Here is an 18,247-nt window from a genome sequence, read left to right as displayed (position 1 = left end):
AGCTCCAGCAAGATCGTGTGGGAGGCCCGACCCGACGAAGGCTCAGTAGGCCGCGGCGGAGCCCGGCACAGCCTGGAGCCGTTCGATGTCCTGGCGGGGCGGCGCACCGAAAAGCCGGCGATATTCGCGGCTGAACTGGGAAGGACTGTCATAGCCAACCGCGAATCCGGCCGTGCCTGCGTTGGCCCCGTCCGTCAGCATCAGCCTGCGCGCTTCCTGCAGGCGCAGCTGCTTCTGATACTCCAGCGGGGTCATGCGCGTGATCGCCTTGAAATGGGCGTGCAGCGACGATGCGCTCATGCCGGATGCCGCGGCGATCTCATCGATCCGCAATTGCCCGTGGAAGCCCTTCCGGATCGTGGCGATGGCGCGGCTCACCTGGTTCAGGTGGCTGTCCACGGAGCCTATTTGGCAAAGCAGCCCGCCATGTGGCCCCGTGAGCAGACGGTAAAGAATCTCGCGCTCAATCAGCGGCGCCAGGACGGCAATGCTTTCGGGGCGATCAAGCAACCTGACAAGCCGGCAGGCGGCGTCGATCAGGTCGGTGTCGGTCGGATAGATCGCAAGCACCGGCAAGTCGTTGCCGGGAGCGGGGCGTCGCTCGGTCAGAAGCAGATCGGCAAGTGCCGCGGGATCGAAATCGATCTTGCAGCAAAGGTATGGCGCGGCCGGACTGGCCTCCAGCACATGGCCGACCAGAGGCAGATCGACCGAGACGAGAAGGTAGCTCGACGCATCATAGATCACGCTCTGATCGGCCAGCGAGACACGCTTCGATCCCTGGGCGATTATGCAAAGCGAAGCCTCATAGACCGTAGGCACCGTCGCGCTGGGCTGATTGGCGCGAATGAGCGACAGGCGCGGCACTACGGTGCTGGCCATCCCGGAATTTGGCGCAAATCGCGCAATCAGTTGCGCCAGTTCGTTGATTTTTTCCATGCTGCATAAATCTGCATCGCGCGCCATGTTGCAAGGCTTGTCGATCCCATTTGGAGGATCGTGCAAACTCTTTGGACGATCACGCTACCGCCCTCCGCCCGCGCCGCGTCATTTTCCGCCCCGTCATCGCAACCCAAAAAGGAACGATCATGACGGGACTGAAAGACAAGGTTGTGCTCATCACCGGAGCCTCTAGCGGCATCGGCGAAGCCACGGTTCGCGAACTCGGCATGGCCGGCGCCAGACTATTCATCGGAGCGCGGCGCGCCGAGCGTCTGAACGCCTTGGCCGAGGAAATCGGCCCAAACGTCGCCTGGCGCGAACTCGACGTGACGGATGCCGCAAGCTTCAACGCTTTCGCCGATGCAGCTCAGGCGGAATTCGGGCAGATCGATGCACTGGTCAACAACGCCGGCGTGATGCCGCTGTCACCGCTTGCCGCGCTGAAGCGCGATGAGTGGTCGCGCATGATAAACGTCAACATCTTCGGCGTGTTGAACGGGATCGCGGCGGTGCTGCCGCACTTTGTCGCGCAGCAGAATGGACACATCGTCAATGTCGCTTCGGTCGGCGCCCACATCGTGCTGCCGACGGCCGCCGTCTATTGCGGCACGAAATATGCCGTCTGGGCGATCACCGAAGGCCTGCGCCAGGAGCACGACGACATCCGCACGACCATCATCTCGCCTGGCGTCACCGCGACCGAGCTCGGCGACGACATCAGCGATCCGCAGGTGGCGGCTGCCCTGAAGGACTGGCGGCAGAAGTCGCTGACACCGGACGCCATCGCGCGGGCAATCCGCTTCGCCCTCGATCAACCCGACGGCGTCGACGTCAACGAAGTGATCGTGCGGCCGACAGCGGCGAATATGTAGGACTGCGTTCTGAAACAGAACGTCGGCTTTCGGGGAGCGATCGAGCTTCCCGAAAGCCTGGTGATCGTGTGCTTTAGTGCACCACCGACCGCACCCGCTCCCGCAACTCCCTAGGCGCGACGTCATACTTGCTCTTGAACGCGCGCGAGAAATGCGCGCTCGAATTGAAGCCGCACGCAAAGGCGATTTCCGAGATCGAGGCCGAGGCGCGCGCTGGCGAGAGCAGTTCCTCCTTGCTGCGCTCCAGCCGCCTGTCCCAGACGAAGCGTTCCAGCGTCATGCCTTCGCCTTCGAAGGCGCGGTGCAGATAGCGGCGCGAGCAGCCCATGTGGCGGGCAATGTCCTCGGCCGAGAGATTGCTGCGCGCCAGATTGGCGTCGATATAGGCGACGATGCGCTCGCGCAGCGCTTCGAGCGGCGGGCGGCGGAATTCCGGCGCCGTGGGCTTTGCCCGGATCAGGCCGTTGACGAGCTGGATCAGGCTTTCGCCGACACGGCGGCAGCTGGCCTCGTCGAGCTTGTGCGCCTCGCCGATCGCCATCTGCATCAGGCCGGACACGATGTGGGTCAGGCTATCGTCCTCGCCGGGCAGCGGCAGCGGCGCTGAAAGCCGTGCCAGCGTCTCGTCGCCGAAGGTCGAGCGCGGCACCTGCAGGATGAGCTGGTCGACATCGGACAGGTTCTGCAGCGAATAGCTGCGCACCGGATCGTAGATGATCGCCGCGCGCGGGCCGAGGTCGACCGCGACTTGCTGTTGCTCGAAGCGGCTGCGGCCCTTGCGCTGCATCAGGATCTTGATCGCGTCCGGATCGAAGCTGCGCCAGAAGGCGCGGTCGTTGACGACCAGATGCGACTTGGCGCGGATTTCGGAGAGGCGACAGGAGCCCAGATTGACCGAGACCAGCTTGGGCAGCGACGGCGCCTCGCCGCGTGAAAAGCGCTGGGTGATCGGGCCGAACAGCATCCGCGAGGCGGACAGGAAGGCTTCGCCGTCGGCGACGCTCACATGGTGGCTGTGCATCGTTTCCTCCTCCGGTTCATCCCGTCTGCGCGGGCTCCCGTCTTGTCGCGGGATTGAGACGCAACGGCAAGCCGATGCAATCGGGAAGGAAGTTAACACGCTAATCATCTCCGCCGCAACGGCGCAGATTTGATGAACAGGCCGGCGTCTTCTGCCGGCCTGTCGTCTGGCCGGATCAGGCAGCCTTGACCTTCAGCTCTTCCTCGCCGCGCACCATCCTGGTGACGCCGGCGAAATCGAGCTTGCCGGAGCCGAGCACCGGCACCTTGGCCACGACGCGCACTTCGGCAGGCACCATCAGGTCCATGGCGCCGTTGGCCTTGGCGAAGGCGAGAAAGTCCGCGCGTGTGGCGCCGGAAGCCTCGGTGATCAGGATCAGCTTCTCGCCCTTGCGGGCATCGGGCAGCGTGGCGACGGCCGACAGCGAACCTTTCCACAATTCGCCGGCCAGCGCCTCGACCGAGGCCAGCGAGACCATCTCACCGGCGATCTTGGCGAAGCGCTTGGCGCGGCCACGGATCGAGATGAAGCCGCCATCGTCGATGGTGACGACGTCGCCGGTGTCGTGCCAGCCATCGGCCAGCGGCTCGAGCACGCCAGGGTTCTCGGCGCGCAAATAGCCGGCCATGACATTGGGGCCGCGCACGAACAGCCGTCCGCCTTCCTCGACACCCGGCACCGGCTCCAGCCGGTATTCCATGCCGGGCATGATTTTGCCGACGCTGCCCGCCTTGTTGTACATCGGCGTGTTGATGGCGATCACTGGCGCGGTTTCGGTCACACCATAGCCTTCCAGGATGCGCAGCCCGAACTTCTCCATATAGGTTTGGCGTGTCGCCGCCTTCACCGGCTCGGCGCCGGCGAAGCAGTAGCGCACCGAGCGGAAGTCGTAAGGATGGGCCGTGCGCGCGTAACCGCTCAAGAAAGTATCGGTGCCGAAGATGATCGTCGCGTTCGAGGCATAGATCAGTTCCGGCACGATGCGGTAATGCAGCGGCGAGGGGTAGAAATAGACCGGCACGCCCGAGATCAGCGGCAGCACCGTGCCCGCCGTCATGCCGAAGGAGTGGAAGATCGGCAGCACGTTGAACACCTTGTCGCCCGAATGAAAGTCGATGCGCGAGGCGGCCTGGGCGGCGTTGGCCAGGATGTTGCGGTGGGTCAGCACCACGCCCTTCGGCGTGCCTTCCGAGCCCGACGTGAACAGGATCGCCGCCGCATCGTCAGCCTTGCGCGCCACCCGTGGCGTCGACTTGCGCAGCAGGCCGAGCAGCTTGTCCTTGAGGCCGATGGTCTTGCGCAGATCGTCGAGCCAGACGATGTCGACCGACTTTCCGATCTCCTCGACCACAGGTCCAAGCTTGGCCTGGTCGACGAAGGCGCGGGACGTGAGCACGGTCTTCACTTCGGCGGCCCTGCAGGCCGACAGGATGTTGGCCGCACCCGCGGTGAAGTTGATCATCGCCGGCACCTTGCCGGCCGACATGACGCCGAGCAGCGCGGCGCAGGCGCCATTGGCGTTGGGCAGCATGATGCCCAGCGTCTGCTGATCGCGATAAAGGTTCTCGAACTTCTCGCCGAGCACGGCGGCGGCGGTGAGCAGCTTGCCGTAGCTGAGCGACCCGGTGACCGGATCCTCGACAGCAAGCTCCTTCATGCCGCGCTCATGCGCCGTCTCGATGATCTTCTGCAGCACCGTCTTGTCGATGTCCTGGGTGCGGAAAACGAGGTCGGACATCACCTGGTAGAGCGCGGAGCCCGCGGCGGCGCGGCGCTGGCGGCCCTTCAGCTCCGACGGAACCTCGAGCTTCACCGGCTCCAATATGGTTACTTTGACCTTGGGGAACAGGCGGCGGCGCACATGCTGCGAGGACAGCCGCGAGAAGTAGCTCTTTTCGAGGCCCTCGATGCGCACCGGCACCACCATCGAGCCGGTCTTGTCGGCAACCATGGCGGCGCCGTCATAGACCTTCATCAGGCCTCCGGTGACGGTGATGCGTCCCTCGGGGAAGATGACCAGCGGATCGCCGCCCTGCACGACCTTGATCAGCGTGCGGGTCGACATCGGCTTCGCCGGATTGAGCGGCAGCGCCCGGGCAAGCTTCATGAACGGCTTCATCCACCAGGCCTGCGCGATCGTGTAGTCGATGGCGAAGACCGGCTCCTCGTCGGTCAGCGTCAGCGCCAGCGGGCCGTCGAGGAAGCTGACATGGTTGAGCGCCAGGATCGGCGCCTTGCCGGCCGCCTTGAGGTTGTCGAGGCCTTCCACTTCCAGGCGCAGGAAGGCGCGGAACAGGATGGAGACGAAATCGCGGAACGGATTGGTCGGCAGGTATTTCAGCATCAGCCAGGCGGCGATCGAGTTGGCGATGACGAGGCCGAACAGGATGCCGCCGGTGGAGACCTTCGTCTGGATCAGGGCGACGAGGATGCCACCCACCGTCATGAAGCCGGCGTTGACGATGCTGACGGCGGCGACGACACGGGCGCGGCGCGCCTCCGGCGACCAGGCCTGCACGGCGGCGAAGGTCGGCACCACCAGGAAGGCGGCGGCGATCGCCATGCCGGCGAGGTCGATGGCGACGCGGATGGTGTTCGGGCCGGCGAAGAAAAGGGCAAGCGTTTCGGCCTTCGGCGAAGGCTGCATGCTCGAGATCGTCCAGGCGAGATGCAAACCGAACAGCGCCATGAGCGCGGTGCCGACGGGCGCCGGCAAGAGCACGATACGCCCTTGAGACATCCAGGCGGCGATGGCCGAGCCGATGGCGATCGAGACGGCAAACACGGCGAGATAGACGGTGACGGCCATCTCATTGCCGCCGAGCGAATCCTTGATCAGGATCGGCAGGATCGACAGCACGATGGCGCCGATCAGCCAGAACCATGAGGTCATCAGGCCGGCGCGCCAGATGCGCGTGTCGGTGCGCAATTCCGAGACCTGGCGCCAGGTCGAACGGAAGATGTTCTTGTCGATGGCAAGGTCTGGCGCGGCCGAACCGGTGGATGGGATGTAGCGGCTCACGAGCCAGCAGCCGATGGCCAAAGCCATCATGATCGGCCCGAACACCGTGACGCCGATGCCGTCAGCCGAGACAACGCCGCCGGCGATGGTGCCGCCGAGGATCGCGGCGAAAGTGGCCGACTCGATCCAGGCGTTGGCCTTTGGCAGTTCCTTGCGCTCGAGATGATCGGGCAGGATGCCGTATTTGATCGGGCCGAACAGCGCCGAGATGACGCCGAACATCAAGAGCGCCGTCATCAGCACGGGGATGGACGACAGCGCGATGCCGACGACGGAGACACCCGCCGCGGCGATCTCGGCGAATTTCAGCCGCTTGGCGACCAGCGCCTTGTCGAAGCGGTCGGCGATCTCGCCGCCAAGGGCCGACAAAAGCAGGAAGGGCGCCATGAACACGGCGCCGGCCAGCGTCACCAGCGAGGCCGCCTGATCGGCGGCAAGCGTGAACAGAATGAGGAACACCAGCGTGTTCTTCAAGAAATTGTCGTTGAAGGCCGAGAGGAATTGCGTCCAGAAGAGCGGCGCGAAGCGCCTAGACATCATAAGATGGGTGTTCATGGCAATTTCCATTGGGCAAGGCCGTCAGCCAATCCGATTGGATTGTGCGGTGACTTGCTCGGTTTGAGCCTTGTTTATCGGGCAGGAGTTAAAGTTCGTTACCGCGGTGCAATCCAATCCATTTGCTTCTTGTTCTTGGCGCCTCATAGCGTTTGCCGGAGACGGGTCTCCAGACTGTCCGAGCGCCTGAACAATTGCGGGCATGGCTGTCGGCGAGCATCGATATGATCCTTTCGTTTCAGGGTTAGTTCGGGTCGGCGATGGTCTGTTTCAGGCCGGATACAATGGTCATCGAGTAGACCGGCTGCTCCCAGAACGGCGCTGACAACTCCTTCCCGACCAGTCGCGGTTCTTCCATGAACAGTGTTCATACTCGCACCATAACACATCTTGAACGGTGTTCAAGAGAAAAATGAACACCGTTCACGATGAGAGATGTGTGGTTGATCGAGGCGAGATGAGGCGTGGAGGCTGAGACCCCGTAAGCTGCGCCCTAGGCTCAAGCCTCGCCGGTGAGCCGCGTCGAAATCATCCTTGCCGCCCTGACAGCCGCTTCGCCCTGGCTGGCCGCGGTTGCGTCGTCGACGCGCGAGACGGGGGAGGCGACCGCCAGTGTGCCGATGGGCTGGCCATCGGCGCCGAGGATCGCCGCACCGATGCTGTGGACGCCTTCCTCATAGCCTTGTGCGCTGCGCGAATAGCCGCGCGCGGCTGCAAGCGCGATCGCCCTGGCCAGGGCTTCGGTCGTCGTCATCGTATGCGCGGTGAAAGCCTCCAGTGGCTTTTCCAGATAGGCGCTGACCGTTTCCGGCTTTGAGGCGGCGAGGAAGGCGATGCCCGACGCGGTGCCATGCAGCGGCAGCACCTGGCCTACGTCGACATTGACGCGATTGGCCTTGCCCGACAGGTCGACATGGACGGTGAGCAGCGCGCCGGCGCTGAACTCCGACAGATGCACCGTCTCCCCGGTTTCGAGCGACAGGTCGCGGATGACCGGCGCGGCAAGGCGTACAAAGGGAAAATGCGCGTCGCGGATGCGGGCTAGCCGCGACAGTCCGGCGCCAAGCCGGTAGCGCCGGCTTTGCGGCTCCTGCTCGATCAGCCGGTGCTTGGCTAAAGCCATCAACAGGCGCCTTGCCGTGGCCTTGTCGAGGCCAGCTCGGCGCGCGAGGTCGGAAAGCCCGATCTCCGGTTCGCGCAGCGTGAACAACTCCAGCAGCGACACCGCCTTGCCCACCGTGCTCATGTTCGCTCTCCGAGATACTTCGCATGTGAATTAACTTGACAGCGCCCGTTGCAGTCGTCAGTGTGCCTATAACATACAAAACAACGGTTCAAATAGTGAACCGACTTGGGAATGGCTTAGCGCCCCAAATTTTGCGCGTCAGGGAGAGTTCAGCGCCGTGATGGCCGCCAGCAGAAATGATTTGCCCTCCGCAACCATCGACACCCTGCTTGACCATGAGCAGGCGCGGTTCCTCGCCACGCATCCTCGCTCGGCCACGGCCTGGGAGGAAGGCAAGACGCATTTCCTCTATGGCGGCCCGTCGCACTGGATGCGGCGCTGGGCCGGCGGCTTCCCGGTCTATGCCGCTTCGGCGCGCGGCGCGCATATCACCGACATCGACGGCCATGACTATGTCGACTTCGCGCTTGGCGACACCGGCGGCATGTGCGGCCATGCGCCGGAGCCGGTGACGCGCGCCGCACTCCATCAGCTGCAGAACGGCACCACAACGATGCTGCCGACCGAGGACAGCCTGTGGGTCGGCGCCGAGCTGACGCGCCGCTTCGGACTGCCGTACTGGACGCTGACGACCTCGGCCACCGACGCTAATCGCGGCGCCATCCGCATCGCGCGCATGATCACTGGCAGGCCGAAAGTGCTGGTCTTTTCCGGCTGCTATCACGGTGGCGTCGAGGAGGCGCATGTCGAGATCCGCGACGGCCGCGTCGGCATGCGCAACATGATCCATCCGAACGGCGTCGACCATGCCGCCGTGTCCAAGGTGGTCGAGTTCAACGATGCCGCGGCACTTGAAGAGGCGCTGTCGCATGGCGACGTCGCCTGCGTGCTGACCGAGCCGCTGATGACCAATTTCGGCATGATCCCGGTCGCCGATGGTTTCCATCCCGCCTTGCGCGAGATCACGCGCCGTACCGGCACCGTGCTGATCATCGACGAGACGCACACCATCTCCAGCGGCCCGGGCGGCTACACCGCGCTGCATGGGTTGGAGCCCGATATCCTGGTCGCCGGCAAGGCGATTGCCGGTGGCATTCCGGCCGGAATCTTCGGCGTTTCTCGGGAGATCGCCGAGCGGCTCTGGGCGATCGTGCCGATGGTCAATCCGCGCGTGCGCCAGTCGGCGCATCTCGGCATCGGCGGCACGCTGGCCGGCAATGCGCTGACCGTCGCCACCATGCGCGCAGTATTGGAAGAGGTGCTGACGCCAGCGAACTTCGAGCTCATGATCGCCAACGCGACGCGGCTGGCCGAAGCGGCTTGGGGCATCATTCGCACCAACAATTTGCCGTGGCATGTGACGCAGACCGGCGCTCGCGCCGAGATCATGTTCATGCCGAAGCCGCCGCTGAGCGGCGCCGACGTCATTGCCGGCCGGCGCGGCGACCTCGAGACGCTGCTGCACGCCTTCTACATGAACGAAGGCATCCTGGTGACGCCGTTCCACACCATGTTCCTGATGTGCCCGGCGACGTCGCCGGCCGATGTCGACCGCCACACCGAGGTCTTTGGCCGCTTCGTCGATCTCGTCCGTGGCGCGGGCGCTGTCTGACACCATGGCGAACGCCTTCGATCTCAAGGGCAGGACAGCGCTGGTGACCGGCGGTGGACGCGGCATCGGGGCAGCCATCGTCACGCGTTTCGCCGAGGCCGGTGCCTCGGTGATCATCGCCAACCGGAGCCTGGATATCGCCGAAGCGCTGGCAGCTGGCCTTACGTCGCGCGGCCTGTCCGCTCGCGCAGTCCCGCTTCCCGGGCTCGACCGCGCGGCGCTTCACGACCTTGTCGGCGATGCGGTGCGCGAGAACGGCCGGCTCGACATCGTCGTCCACAATGCCGGCGGCTGTCCGTGGGCCTCGGTCGAGGCGCTTTACGAGGACAAGCTCGAAGAAGCGTTGGCGGTCAATCTGAAAGCCTGCTTCTGGCTGGCGCAGGCGGCGGCACCCGTGATGCGCAACAACGGCTTCGGCCGCATCCTCGTCACCTCGTCGGTGTCGGCGCGGGTCGCCATGGCGGGCGGCGCGCATTATTCGGCGGCTAAGGCCGGCGTTAACGCTTTCATCCGGGGCGCTGCCTTCGAATTCGCCCGCGACGGCATCACCGTCAACGGCGTCGAGCCCGGCTTCATCGCCAAGCCAGGCAGGGGCACGATGAGCAAGCCTGAGGTGGCGGACAGGCTCGGCCGGTTCATCCCCATGGGCCGTCTCGGCGAAGCCGACGATATCGCCTACGCCATGCTCTACCTCGCGTCGAGCCAAGCGAAATACACGACAGGCCAGACCATCGTCGTCGACGGCGGCTCGACCTTGCCGGAGACAGGCTATGCCGTCGAGCGGCATTGGGGGCTCGCATGAGCCGCCGCCTCGATGGTCGCACGGCGTTGGTCACCGGCGCGGCCACCGGCATGGGCCGCGCCACAGCCGAGTTGTTCGGCCGCCATGGCGCCAAGGTCATCGCCTTCGGTCATGGCGAGGCTGTGCTGGAGGAAGCCGCCAAGGCAAGCGGTGGCATCGCCGTGCGCGGCGACATCACGAATGCCGGCGACATTGCGCGCGCCATCGATGCCTGCGGCGGCAACCTCGATATCGTCGTCAACGCCGCCGGCGTGATGATCCTCGACGAACCCGAAACGCTGAGCGACGAGACCTGGGCCCGGAGCTTCGCCGTCAACGTCACCGGCGCGATGATGGTGTGTCGAGCGGCACTGCCGCTCATGAAGACAAACGGCGGCGCGATCGTCAACACTGCCTCGGTCGGCGCCTTCAACGCCAGCGGCCAGAACGCCGCCTATTCTGCAAGCAAGGCCGCACTTGTTTCCTACACGCGCTCGCTCGCCTTCGCGCATGGCGCCGACGGCATCCGCGCCAACGCGGTCGCGCCCGGCTGGGTGCGCACACCGATGAGCGTCTACGAGATGAAAGTGGCGGCGGCCGCCAATGGCTCGACGCCGGAAGAGGAATTCGCGGCGCTGACCGGCCGCATTGCGCTGCGCCGCGTCGCCGAGCCGCAAGAGATCGCGTCCTGCTGCCTGTTCCTCGCATCCGACGAGGCGTCCTTTGTCACCGGCGCGGTGCTGGTGGCGGATGGCGGCGGCCGCGCGCCGACGCAGAACCGGGCGGTGTGACGTGAACTGAGGTTTTTTGCCGGTTGGCGTGGCGGCGCTGGCCGGTTGGGAGGAGAGAGACATGCCAGACAGAAGTGCGGACCTGGTTTTCACCAACGGCCGTATCTACACGCTCGACCGCAAGCGGCCCTGGGCCTCGGCCGTTGCCGTCAAGGGTGGGCGCATAGTCGCCGTCGGCGAGCCGGCGGACCTGTCCGGGGCCACCGGCTCCTCCACACGAATCGTCGATCTCAAGGGCGCGATGATGATGCCGGGCATTGTCGACGTGCATGCGCATTTGATGATGGGTGGCATGGCCGAGCTGTTCGAGCTGCGCTTTGCGCCGACGGCGAGCTTCGAGACGCTGATCGCGCGCGTCGGCGAGGCGGCGGCGAAAACGCCGGAAGGTTCCTGGATCATCGGCGGCCAATGGGGCAGCGATCTCTTGCCGAAGCTGAACTCGCTGGAAGCGCTGGCAGCACTCGACCGTGCCAGCCTGGGCCGCCCGGTGATGCTGCGCGACGACACCTACCACAATCGCTGGGTCAATTCGGCGGCGCTTGCGCTGGCTGGTCTTTCCGCCGCCTCGGCGGATCCGGAGAAAGGCTCGATCGGCCGCGATGCGGCGACCGGCGCGCTGACCGGCATGATGATCGAAACCGCCGCCGGCATCATCGAGCGCACCATCGCTTTATCCGGCCACTACACCGACGAGATGGGCCGTGCGGCGATGGCGCGCTCGATCGCGACGTTGAATTCCTACGGCGTCACCGCTTTCCTCGACGCCGCCGCCATGCAGCCGGTCCTTGCCTCGCTGAAAGGACTCGACGATCGCGGCGAGCTCACCGCGTGGTCGGTGTCGGCGATGCCGGCGGTCGAGCCGTCCTTCATGTTCGGCATCGCCGGCGACGAACTGATCGCCTTGCGCGAACAGTATCGCGGCGCCCATGCCAAACCGGATTTCGTGAAGATCTTCCTCGATGGCGTGCCGGGTGCTCGCACCGCCGCCTTCCACGAGCCCTACACCAAGGACCCCGTGCTCGGCTGCTGCTTCCGTGGCTCGACCATCGTCACCGTGCCGGAGCTGATCCGCTGGGTCGGCAAATGCGAGAAGCTTGGCCTCGGCGTGAAGATTCACTGCGCCGGCGATGCCGCCGTCAGCCAGGCGCTCGATGCCATCGATGTCGTGCGCTCTTTCAACGGCCCGACGAAGGTGATGCACCATATCGCGCATGCGAGCTACATCGCGCCGGACGACATCGCCCGCTTTGCGGAACTCGGCGTCGTCGCCGATCTGTCGCCTTTCCTGTGGTATCCGACCAGCTTCCTCGAAGGCCACAAGCAGACCATGGGCGAGGCGCGCGCGCTGCGCTTCTGGCCGAACAAGGATCTGCTTGCGGCCGGCGCGCTGCTCGCCGGCGGCTCCGACTGGCCGGTGATGCCCAACCCCGATCCGTGGGACGGCATCGAAGGGCTGGTGACGCGCCGCAACCCGAGCGGCGAGTTCCCGGGCGCGGCACTCTGGCCGGAGCAGGCGATCGATGTCGCGACGGCGCTGGAAATCTTCACCATCAACTCGGCCCGCGCCATCGGCCTTGGCGACACTGTCGGCTCGATCGAGATCGGCAAATCGGCCGATCTCATCGTGCTCGACCGCAACGTGTTGGAAACGCCGTCAGAAGACCTCGCCGACACCAAGGTGCTGACGACATATTTCGAGGGGAGGGTGGTCTATGAGCGCGGCTGATCTCTCGCGCGACACCAGGATCCCGGTGACGATCCTCACCGGCTTCCTCGGCAGCGGCAAGACCACGGTGCTCAACCGGCTGCTGCGTCAGCCGTCGCTGGCGGGCGCCGCCGTCATCGTCAATGAGTTCGGCGCCGTCGGCCTCGATCATCTGTTGATCGAAGCGAGCGAGGAGCAGTTCACGCTGCTCGACAATGGCTGCGTCTGCTGCACCGTGCGCGGCGACCTTGTCGCGACGCTGAAGGAGCTCGACCGTCGAAGCCGGGCCGGCGAAGCGCCGCTGTCCCGGGTCATCATCGAGACGACAGGGCTCGCCGATCCTGCGCCGATCCTGCACACGCTGATGGCTGAAACCGAGCTTATGGCTCGCTTTCGCATTGGCGGCGTTGTCACCACGGTCGATGCCGTGAACGGTGAGGCGACGCTTGGCCGTCATCCCGAAGCCGCCAAGCAGGTCGCCGTCGCCGACCGGTTGCTGATCACCAAGACCGATCTTGTGTCGGACGACGCGCTGGGTGAGCTGCAACGTCGGCTTGAGCACTTGGCCCCGGCAGTCGAGCATGCCATTGCCCGCAACGGCGAAGTCGATCTTGATCTCCTGGCAAGCCTGCCCGTCGACGCTGCATCGGACGTCGCCCGCATCGCGACGCGGCTCGAGGCGGTCGCGCATGGCCACCATCATTGCGGACCGGATTGCCATGACCATGCGCATCATCACGACACGCATGGCCATCACGGCATCCAGTCCTTCAGCTTCGTCATCGACAAGCCTGTCGAGTGGAGCGCCTTCGCCCGCTGGCTCGACTATGTCGCCGCGCTGAAGGGCGAGGACCTGCTGCGCTTCAAGGGGCTCGTCCGCGTCGCGGACGAGCCGGAGCGGCCGCTGGTGCTGCATGGCGTGCAACACGTTTTCCACCCGCCGGCGCGGCTGGATCGCTGGCCGTCGGCGGATCGCCGCACCCGGCTGGTGTTCATCGTCCGCGACATCGAGCGCGAGACCATAGCCCGCACCCTGGTGAAATTCGCCGCCATCGATGCGGCGAGCATCGCTTCGCCGGCGCTCGCCGCTTGACCGAAATACGCATGACAAAAATGGGAGAGTAAAAACATGCATTGGAAATCGAGACTGTTCGCGGCGGCCCTGGCCGGTATCGGCCTTGCCGCCATGGCCGGCACAGCTTCCGCCGCCGGCCCGACCTGCAAGGACGGCGCCATCAAGGTCGGCGCCGTATCGACCGTCACCGGCCCGGCGGATTTCAGCGAAGTGCCGAAGGCCACCCAGGCCGCCTTCGACGCGGTCAATGCCGCCGGCGGCATCAATGGCTGCAAGATCGATTACACCATCGCCGACGACAAGGCCGATCCGGCGGTCGCGGCGCAAGCGGCCCGCGACCTCATCGACAACAAGGAAGCGGTGGCGCTGGTCGGCTCGGCGAGCCTGCTCGACTGCGCCGTCAACTCCGCCACCTACAGTCGCAAGAAGATCCTTTCCGTCCAGGGTCTCGGCGTCGACGCCGCCTGCTTCTCCTCGCCCAATGTCGCGCCGGTCAATGTCGGGCCTTACACGCTATCGACCGCGATGGCCTATTACGCCACCAACGAATTGAAGTCGAAAAAGCTCTGCGCCTTCTTCATCATCATCGGCGGCACCCAGGAAGCCTACAAGAAGTCGATCGAGAACTGGGAGAAGATCAGCGGCCAGAAGGTCCATCTCATCGATCTGACGCTGCCCTTCCAGGGCGACCTCACGCCCTATGTCATCAAGGCGCGCGACGCCGGTTGCGACGCGGTGCTGACCAACCAGGTCGAGCCGCAGGTGGTGCAGCTGATCAAGACCGTGGATGCCCAGAAGATCACCGGCATCAACTGGCTGTTCCTGGCGCCGGGCTATACCGAGCAGGTCGCCAAGGCGCTGGCCGACACCAAGCAGCCGATCTATGTCGGCACCGAGTGGGAGCCTTACACCGAGAAGGACTCGGCCGCGAATGCCCAATGGATTGCCGACATGCAGAAGGCAAACCGGCCGCTCACCGCGTTCTCGCAAGGCGGCTATCTCGCCGCGCAGATGTTCCTCAAGGTCGTCGCCTCGATCGATGGCGAGGTGACCCGCGAAAGCGTGTCGAAGGCGCTGCATGACATGCAGCCGCTCACCAACCCGCTCGCCGGCTCGCCTTACGTCTTCGGCAAGGCCAAGACGCATTCGCCGATGCAGGCCACCAAGGTGATGAAGCTCGAGAACGGCGCCTGGAAGGTCGAGACGCCGGATTGGGTCGTGCTGCCGCAGGCCAAGTGAGGTCCTCCCGAGCGTCGGCGCTGCCTCTCGTAGTCCGCCTCTTTCTCCCCGTCACGGGGGAATGTCCGGCAGGACAATGAGGGGCGGCGCCGATCCCGACAGATATTTCGGGCCGAAGCCAGCCCGCTTTCCAGATTGGGAAAAAATGAACCCATTGCTCACATCCGCCGTGGCGGGACTGACGGCCGGTGGCACCTATGCGCTGCTCGGCGTCTGCGCAGTCTTCACCTATAGGCTCGTCGCTGTGGTGAACTTCACCGGAGCCGCCATCGGCACCGCCGGAACCTTCGTGCTGATCGCGCTGTTCGAGGCCGGCTTCCCGATCTGGCCCTCGGTGCTGGCGGGCATCGCCGCCGGCACGCTGACCGGCGTCGCCATAGGCTACATCATGACCAGGTGGTTCGGCGAGGCGAGCGCCTCGACCAAGGCGGCGGTGACGGTGGCCCTGCTCGTCGGCCTGATCGCCATTGGCCTGCGCCTCACCGGCGGCCAGCACCCGCACAACATGCCGGAGCTATTCCCGGGCTCCGCCTTTCGGCTGGCCGGCGTCGAGGTGACCATCGCCTCGGTGCTGACCATAGGGCTCGCGGTGCTGTTCACCATCCTTTCCGACCTTTTCCTCAACCGGACCAAAATCGGCCTCAATTTGCGCGCGCTGGCGGACCGGCCGATGGCAGCCGAGCTGCTCGGCGTGAGGGTGCAAATGCTGTCCCTCCTGGTGTGGGGCATGACCGGCGCTTTCACCACTTTCGCGCTGATGATCATCGCGCCTCAGCGCTCGCCGAACTTCATGACGCTGAGCCTGCTGGTGGTGCCGGCGCTGGCGGCGGCCCTTGTCGGCGTCTTCCGCAGCTTCTGGTGGACGCTCGCCGGCGGCATTGCGCTCGGCCTTGTCGAGGGGCTGGCAAGCTCGATCGACTCCATCAGCCAGTACCGCAGCGCCATCCCGTTCCTTGTGGTGCTTGCCGTCCTCCTCTGGTCGCAGCGGGAGGCCCGCTGGGATGAAGCGCGCTAGTCTTCGAGCCTCGCTCGTCATCATCGTCGTGGCGCTCATCGCCGGCGGTGTCGCCTATGCGGGTCTGCTGCCTTCCTATTGGGTGTTCCTCGCCACCTCGGTGCTGATCACCGGCGTGGCGCTGCAGAGTCTTGGCCTCGTGGCCGGCCGCACCGGCATGATCGCGCTCTGCCAGATGTCGTTCGCCGGCGTCGGCGCCTGGACGGTGGGTTATTTGAACATTGCGGAGGCGCCAGGCGGCCTGCCCGTCTGGATCCTCATCGGCGGCCTGGCGGCGGTGCCGTTCGGCGTCGCCATCGGCCTGCCGGCGCTGCGGCTGCGCGGCATCAACCTCGCCATAGTCACGCTCTCCTTCGCCACCGCTTTCGACACCATCCTGGCGACCATGACCTATCCCGGCCAGACCGATTTCCTGCAGGTGCCGCGACCGGAGCTGTTCGACAGCGACGAAGGCTATTTCGTCTTCGTGCTGCTGTTCTATGGGACGATTGCCGTCGCGCTCGAGATCATCAACCGCACGCGCCTCGGCGCCTCCTGGCTGGCGGTCCGTCACTCGGAGCGCGCCGCCGCCGCGCATGGCGTCAGCATCGCCACCGCCAAGCTCTCGGCTTTCGCCATCAGCGCCTTCGTCGCCGGCGTTTCGGGCGGTCTGCTCGCCGGCTATCTCGGCACGCTGGTCGCCGAGAATTTCAGCATGATGCAGTCGCTCTCGCTTTATGCCGTGTCGGTGATGGCCGGTGCGCATTTTGCCGAGGGCGCCATCATCGGCGGCCTGCTCGTCGTCATGTTTCCCGAACTTCTGCGCCGGCTGGACTGGCCGCAGGATATCGGCAACGTCTTCTTCGCCATCGGCGCCACCCAGGCGCTGGCCTCCGGCGAGACGATGAGCGAGACGTTCCGGCGCCAGGTCCGCAAGCTACTGCCGGCGCGCAAGCCGAAGCCCGTCGGTGCCTCGACGCAGGATCTGCCTGCGGCCGTGGAACGTCCCGTAGGTGCCGCGCTGACGATCGACGGGTTGACCGTCCGCTATGGCAGCGTCGTCGCCTTGAACAATGTCAGCCTGACCGTCGCCGCCGGCACGGTGGCCGGGCTGATCGGCCCCAACGGCGCCGGCAAGTCGACCTTCATCGACGCCGTCGCCGGCTTCCTGTCGTCCTATCAGGGCAGCGTCCGCCTGGGTGAAAGGCCGCTCGAGGGCATGTCGGCGCATCGGCGCGCCCGCGCCGGCGTGCGCCGCACCTGGCAGACCAACCGCATCGCGCCGGAACTCACCGTTGGTGGTTACCTCGCTCTCGCCGCCAGAGGCCTGTCGGCAAGCGAGACCAGGGCGCTGCTGGACTGGCTCGACTGTCCTCATCCCGACATGCTGGTATCGTCCGTCGACGCCGGCACCAGGCGTCTGCTCGATGTCGCCGGCGTCGTTGCAGCGCGCCCCGCCGTAGTGCTGCTCGACGAGCCGGCCGCCGGCCAGTCGCATGAAGAGACCTTGCGGCTCGGCCAGCGCATTGCCGAAATCCCGAAGCTGTTCGGATCGGCGGTGCTGCTCGTCGAGCATGACATGGACCTGGTGCGGGCTGTCTGCTCGGACGTCACCGTGCTCGATTTCGGCCAGGTCATCGCTTCCGGCCCGCCGGCCAAGGTGCTCGGCGAGCGCGCGGTGAAAAAAGCCTATCTCGGCATCGAGGAAGAGAGCGTCGCGGCATGAGCAGGCTCGTCGTTTCCAACCTGTCGATCGACCGCGCCGAGCTGCCGGTCGTCACCTCGCTCGATCTCGTCGCCGAGAGCGGCGAAATCAGCGTCGTGCTCGGCGCCAACGGCGCCGGCAAGACGACGCTGCTCGAAGGCCTGTCGGGCATCATCCCGGTCGCCGGCGGCAGCATAGCCATCGACGGCCGCGCGCTGCAGAAGGCGCGGCCCGGCGCTCGCTCACGCGAAGGCCTCGCCCATGTCGAACAGGGCCGCACCGTCTTTCGCCAGCTGACCACGGAAGAAAACCTGCGTGTCAGCCTGCATCCAGGCGCCGACCTCGCCGAGGCCTACGCGCTGTTCCCGGAACTGGTTCAGCGCCGCACCGTGAAGGCGAGCCTTTTGTCCGGCGGCGAGCAGCAGATGCTGGTCATCGCGCGTGCGCTGCTTACCCGGCCGAAGGTGCTGTTGATCGACGAGATGTCGGCCGGCCTTGCACCGGTCATCGTCACGCGGCTGATGACGGCGGTGCGCAAGCTCGCCGACGATGGGCTGGCGGTGGTTCTGGTCGAGCAGTTTGCGGCCCTGGCGTTGTCGATCGGCAACCGCGCTTATGTCATGCGCCGTGGCCGCGTCGTCCATGACGGCGACTGCGCCAAGCTCAGGCAATCGCCGGACGAGTTGCACCGGCTTTACCTCGGTGGATCGGAAACCGCCGTGTCGGCCTGATCTTGGAGGGGTCATG

At 65.6% G+C, this 18,247-nt stretch carries 14 protein-coding genes; 10 read left to right on the top strand and 4 right to left on the bottom strand.

Annotation, left to right across the window (positions count from 1 at the left end; all coding sequences use genetic code 11):
* Positions 1-42: 42 nt before the first annotated feature.
* On the bottom strand, positions 43-966 hold the full coding sequence (locus AB6802_RS20210) for an AraC family transcriptional regulator N-terminal domain-containing protein (RefSeq protein WP_371011937.1): 924 nt from the start codon (positions 964-966) through the stop codon (positions 43-45).
* A 122-nt stretch (positions 967-1,088) separates the two neighbouring features.
* On the opposite strand from AB6802_RS20210, the gene AB6802_RS20205 reads away from it, so the two are divergent.
* Positions 1,089-1,814 carry an SDR family oxidoreductase gene (locus AB6802_RS20205; protein WP_371011936.1) on the top strand — a complete coding sequence of 242 codons (726 nt, stop codon included), beginning with the start codon at positions 1,089-1,091 and terminating at the stop codon, positions 1,812-1,814.
* A gap of 73 nt (positions 1,815-1,887) precedes the next feature.
* On the opposite strand, the gene AB6802_RS20200 is transcribed toward AB6802_RS20205, so the two are convergent.
* The 3 genes from AB6802_RS20200 to AB6802_RS20190 form a co-directional block, all read right to left on the bottom strand.
* The gene (locus AB6802_RS20200; protein WP_371011935.1) at positions 1,888-2,835 is read right to left on the bottom strand and encodes a helix-turn-helix domain-containing protein; all 948 of its coding nucleotides are present in this window, start codon (positions 2,833-2,835) and stop codon (positions 1,888-1,890) included.
* Between the two features lie 175 nt (positions 2,836-3,010).
* Positions 3,011-6,412, bottom strand: coding sequence for an acyl-[ACP]--phospholipid O-acyltransferase (locus AB6802_RS20195; RefSeq protein WP_371011934.1), 3,402 nt, complete (start codon positions 6,410-6,412; stop codon positions 3,011-3,013).
* Positions 6,413-6,911: 499 nt separating this feature from the next.
* Positions 6,912-7,658 (bottom strand): IclR family transcriptional regulator, encoded by a 747-nt coding sequence (locus AB6802_RS20190; RefSeq protein ID WP_371011933.1) that lies wholly within the window; start codon positions 7,656-7,658, stop codon positions 6,912-6,914.
* 160 nt (positions 7,659-7,818) lie between these two features.
* On the opposite strand from AB6802_RS20190, the gene AB6802_RS20185 reads away from it, so the two are divergent.
* The 9 genes from AB6802_RS20185 (at position 7,819) to AB6802_RS20145 (ending at position 18,231) form a co-directional block, all read left to right on the top strand.
* Positions 7,819-9,210, top strand: a complete 1,392-nt coding sequence (locus AB6802_RS20185) for a transaminase (protein WP_371011932.1) — start codon at positions 7,819-7,821, stop codon at positions 9,208-9,210.
* Positions 9,211-9,214: 4 nt separating this feature from the next.
* Positions 9,215-10,012, top strand: coding sequence for an SDR family oxidoreductase (locus AB6802_RS20180; protein WP_371011931.1), 798 nt, complete (start codon positions 9,215-9,217; stop codon positions 10,010-10,012).
* Positions 10,009-10,782 carry an SDR family NAD(P)-dependent oxidoreductase gene (locus AB6802_RS20175; protein WP_371011930.1) on the top strand — a complete coding sequence of 258 codons (774 nt, stop codon included), beginning with the start codon at positions 10,009-10,011 and terminating at the stop codon, positions 10,780-10,782. The genes AB6802_RS20180 and AB6802_RS20175 overlap by 4 nt, the downstream gene beginning before the upstream one ends.
* A gap of 61 nt (positions 10,783-10,843) precedes the next feature.
* Entirely contained in the window at positions 10,844-12,508 is a 1,665-nt protein-coding gene (locus AB6802_RS20170) for an amidohydrolase (protein ID WP_371011929.1), read from the top strand.
* Positions 12,495-13,580, top strand: a complete 1,086-nt coding sequence (locus AB6802_RS20165; RefSeq protein WP_371011928.1) for a GTP-binding protein — start codon at positions 12,495-12,497, stop codon at positions 13,578-13,580. The genes AB6802_RS20170 and AB6802_RS20165 overlap by 14 nt, the downstream gene beginning before the upstream one ends.
* 36 nt (positions 13,581-13,616) lie before the next feature.
* Positions 13,617-14,801, top strand: a complete 1,185-nt coding sequence (locus AB6802_RS20160; protein ID WP_371011927.1) for an ABC transporter substrate-binding protein — start codon at positions 13,617-13,619, stop codon at positions 14,799-14,801.
* Positions 14,802-14,946: 145 nt separating this feature from the next.
* Positions 14,947-15,816, top strand: coding sequence for a branched-chain amino acid ABC transporter permease (locus AB6802_RS20155; RefSeq protein ID WP_371011926.1), 870 nt, complete (start codon positions 14,947-14,949; stop codon positions 15,814-15,816).
* A complete protein-coding gene (locus tag AB6802_RS20150) occupies positions 15,803-17,521 on the top strand; it encodes an ATP-binding cassette domain-containing protein (RefSeq protein ID WP_371011925.1) in 1,719 nt (572 codons plus the stop codon). The genes AB6802_RS20155 and AB6802_RS20150 overlap by 14 nt, the downstream gene beginning before the upstream one ends.
* Entirely contained in the window at positions 17,518-18,231 is a 714-nt protein-coding gene (locus tag AB6802_RS20145) for an ABC transporter ATP-binding protein (protein WP_371011924.1), read from the top strand. The genes AB6802_RS20150 and AB6802_RS20145 overlap by 4 nt, the downstream gene beginning before the upstream one ends.
* Positions 18,232-18,247: the final 16 nt, after the last annotated feature.

It is taken from the genome of Mesorhizobium sp. RCC_202, from assembly GCF_041355295.1.
In the GTDB taxonomy this organism is placed as follows: Bacteria; Pseudomonadota; Alphaproteobacteria; order Rhizobiales; family Rhizobiaceae; genus Mesorhizobium.
The sequence above is the reverse complement of the archived record's forward strand: the minus strand, read 5'-3'. Positions and strand labels throughout refer to the sequence as shown.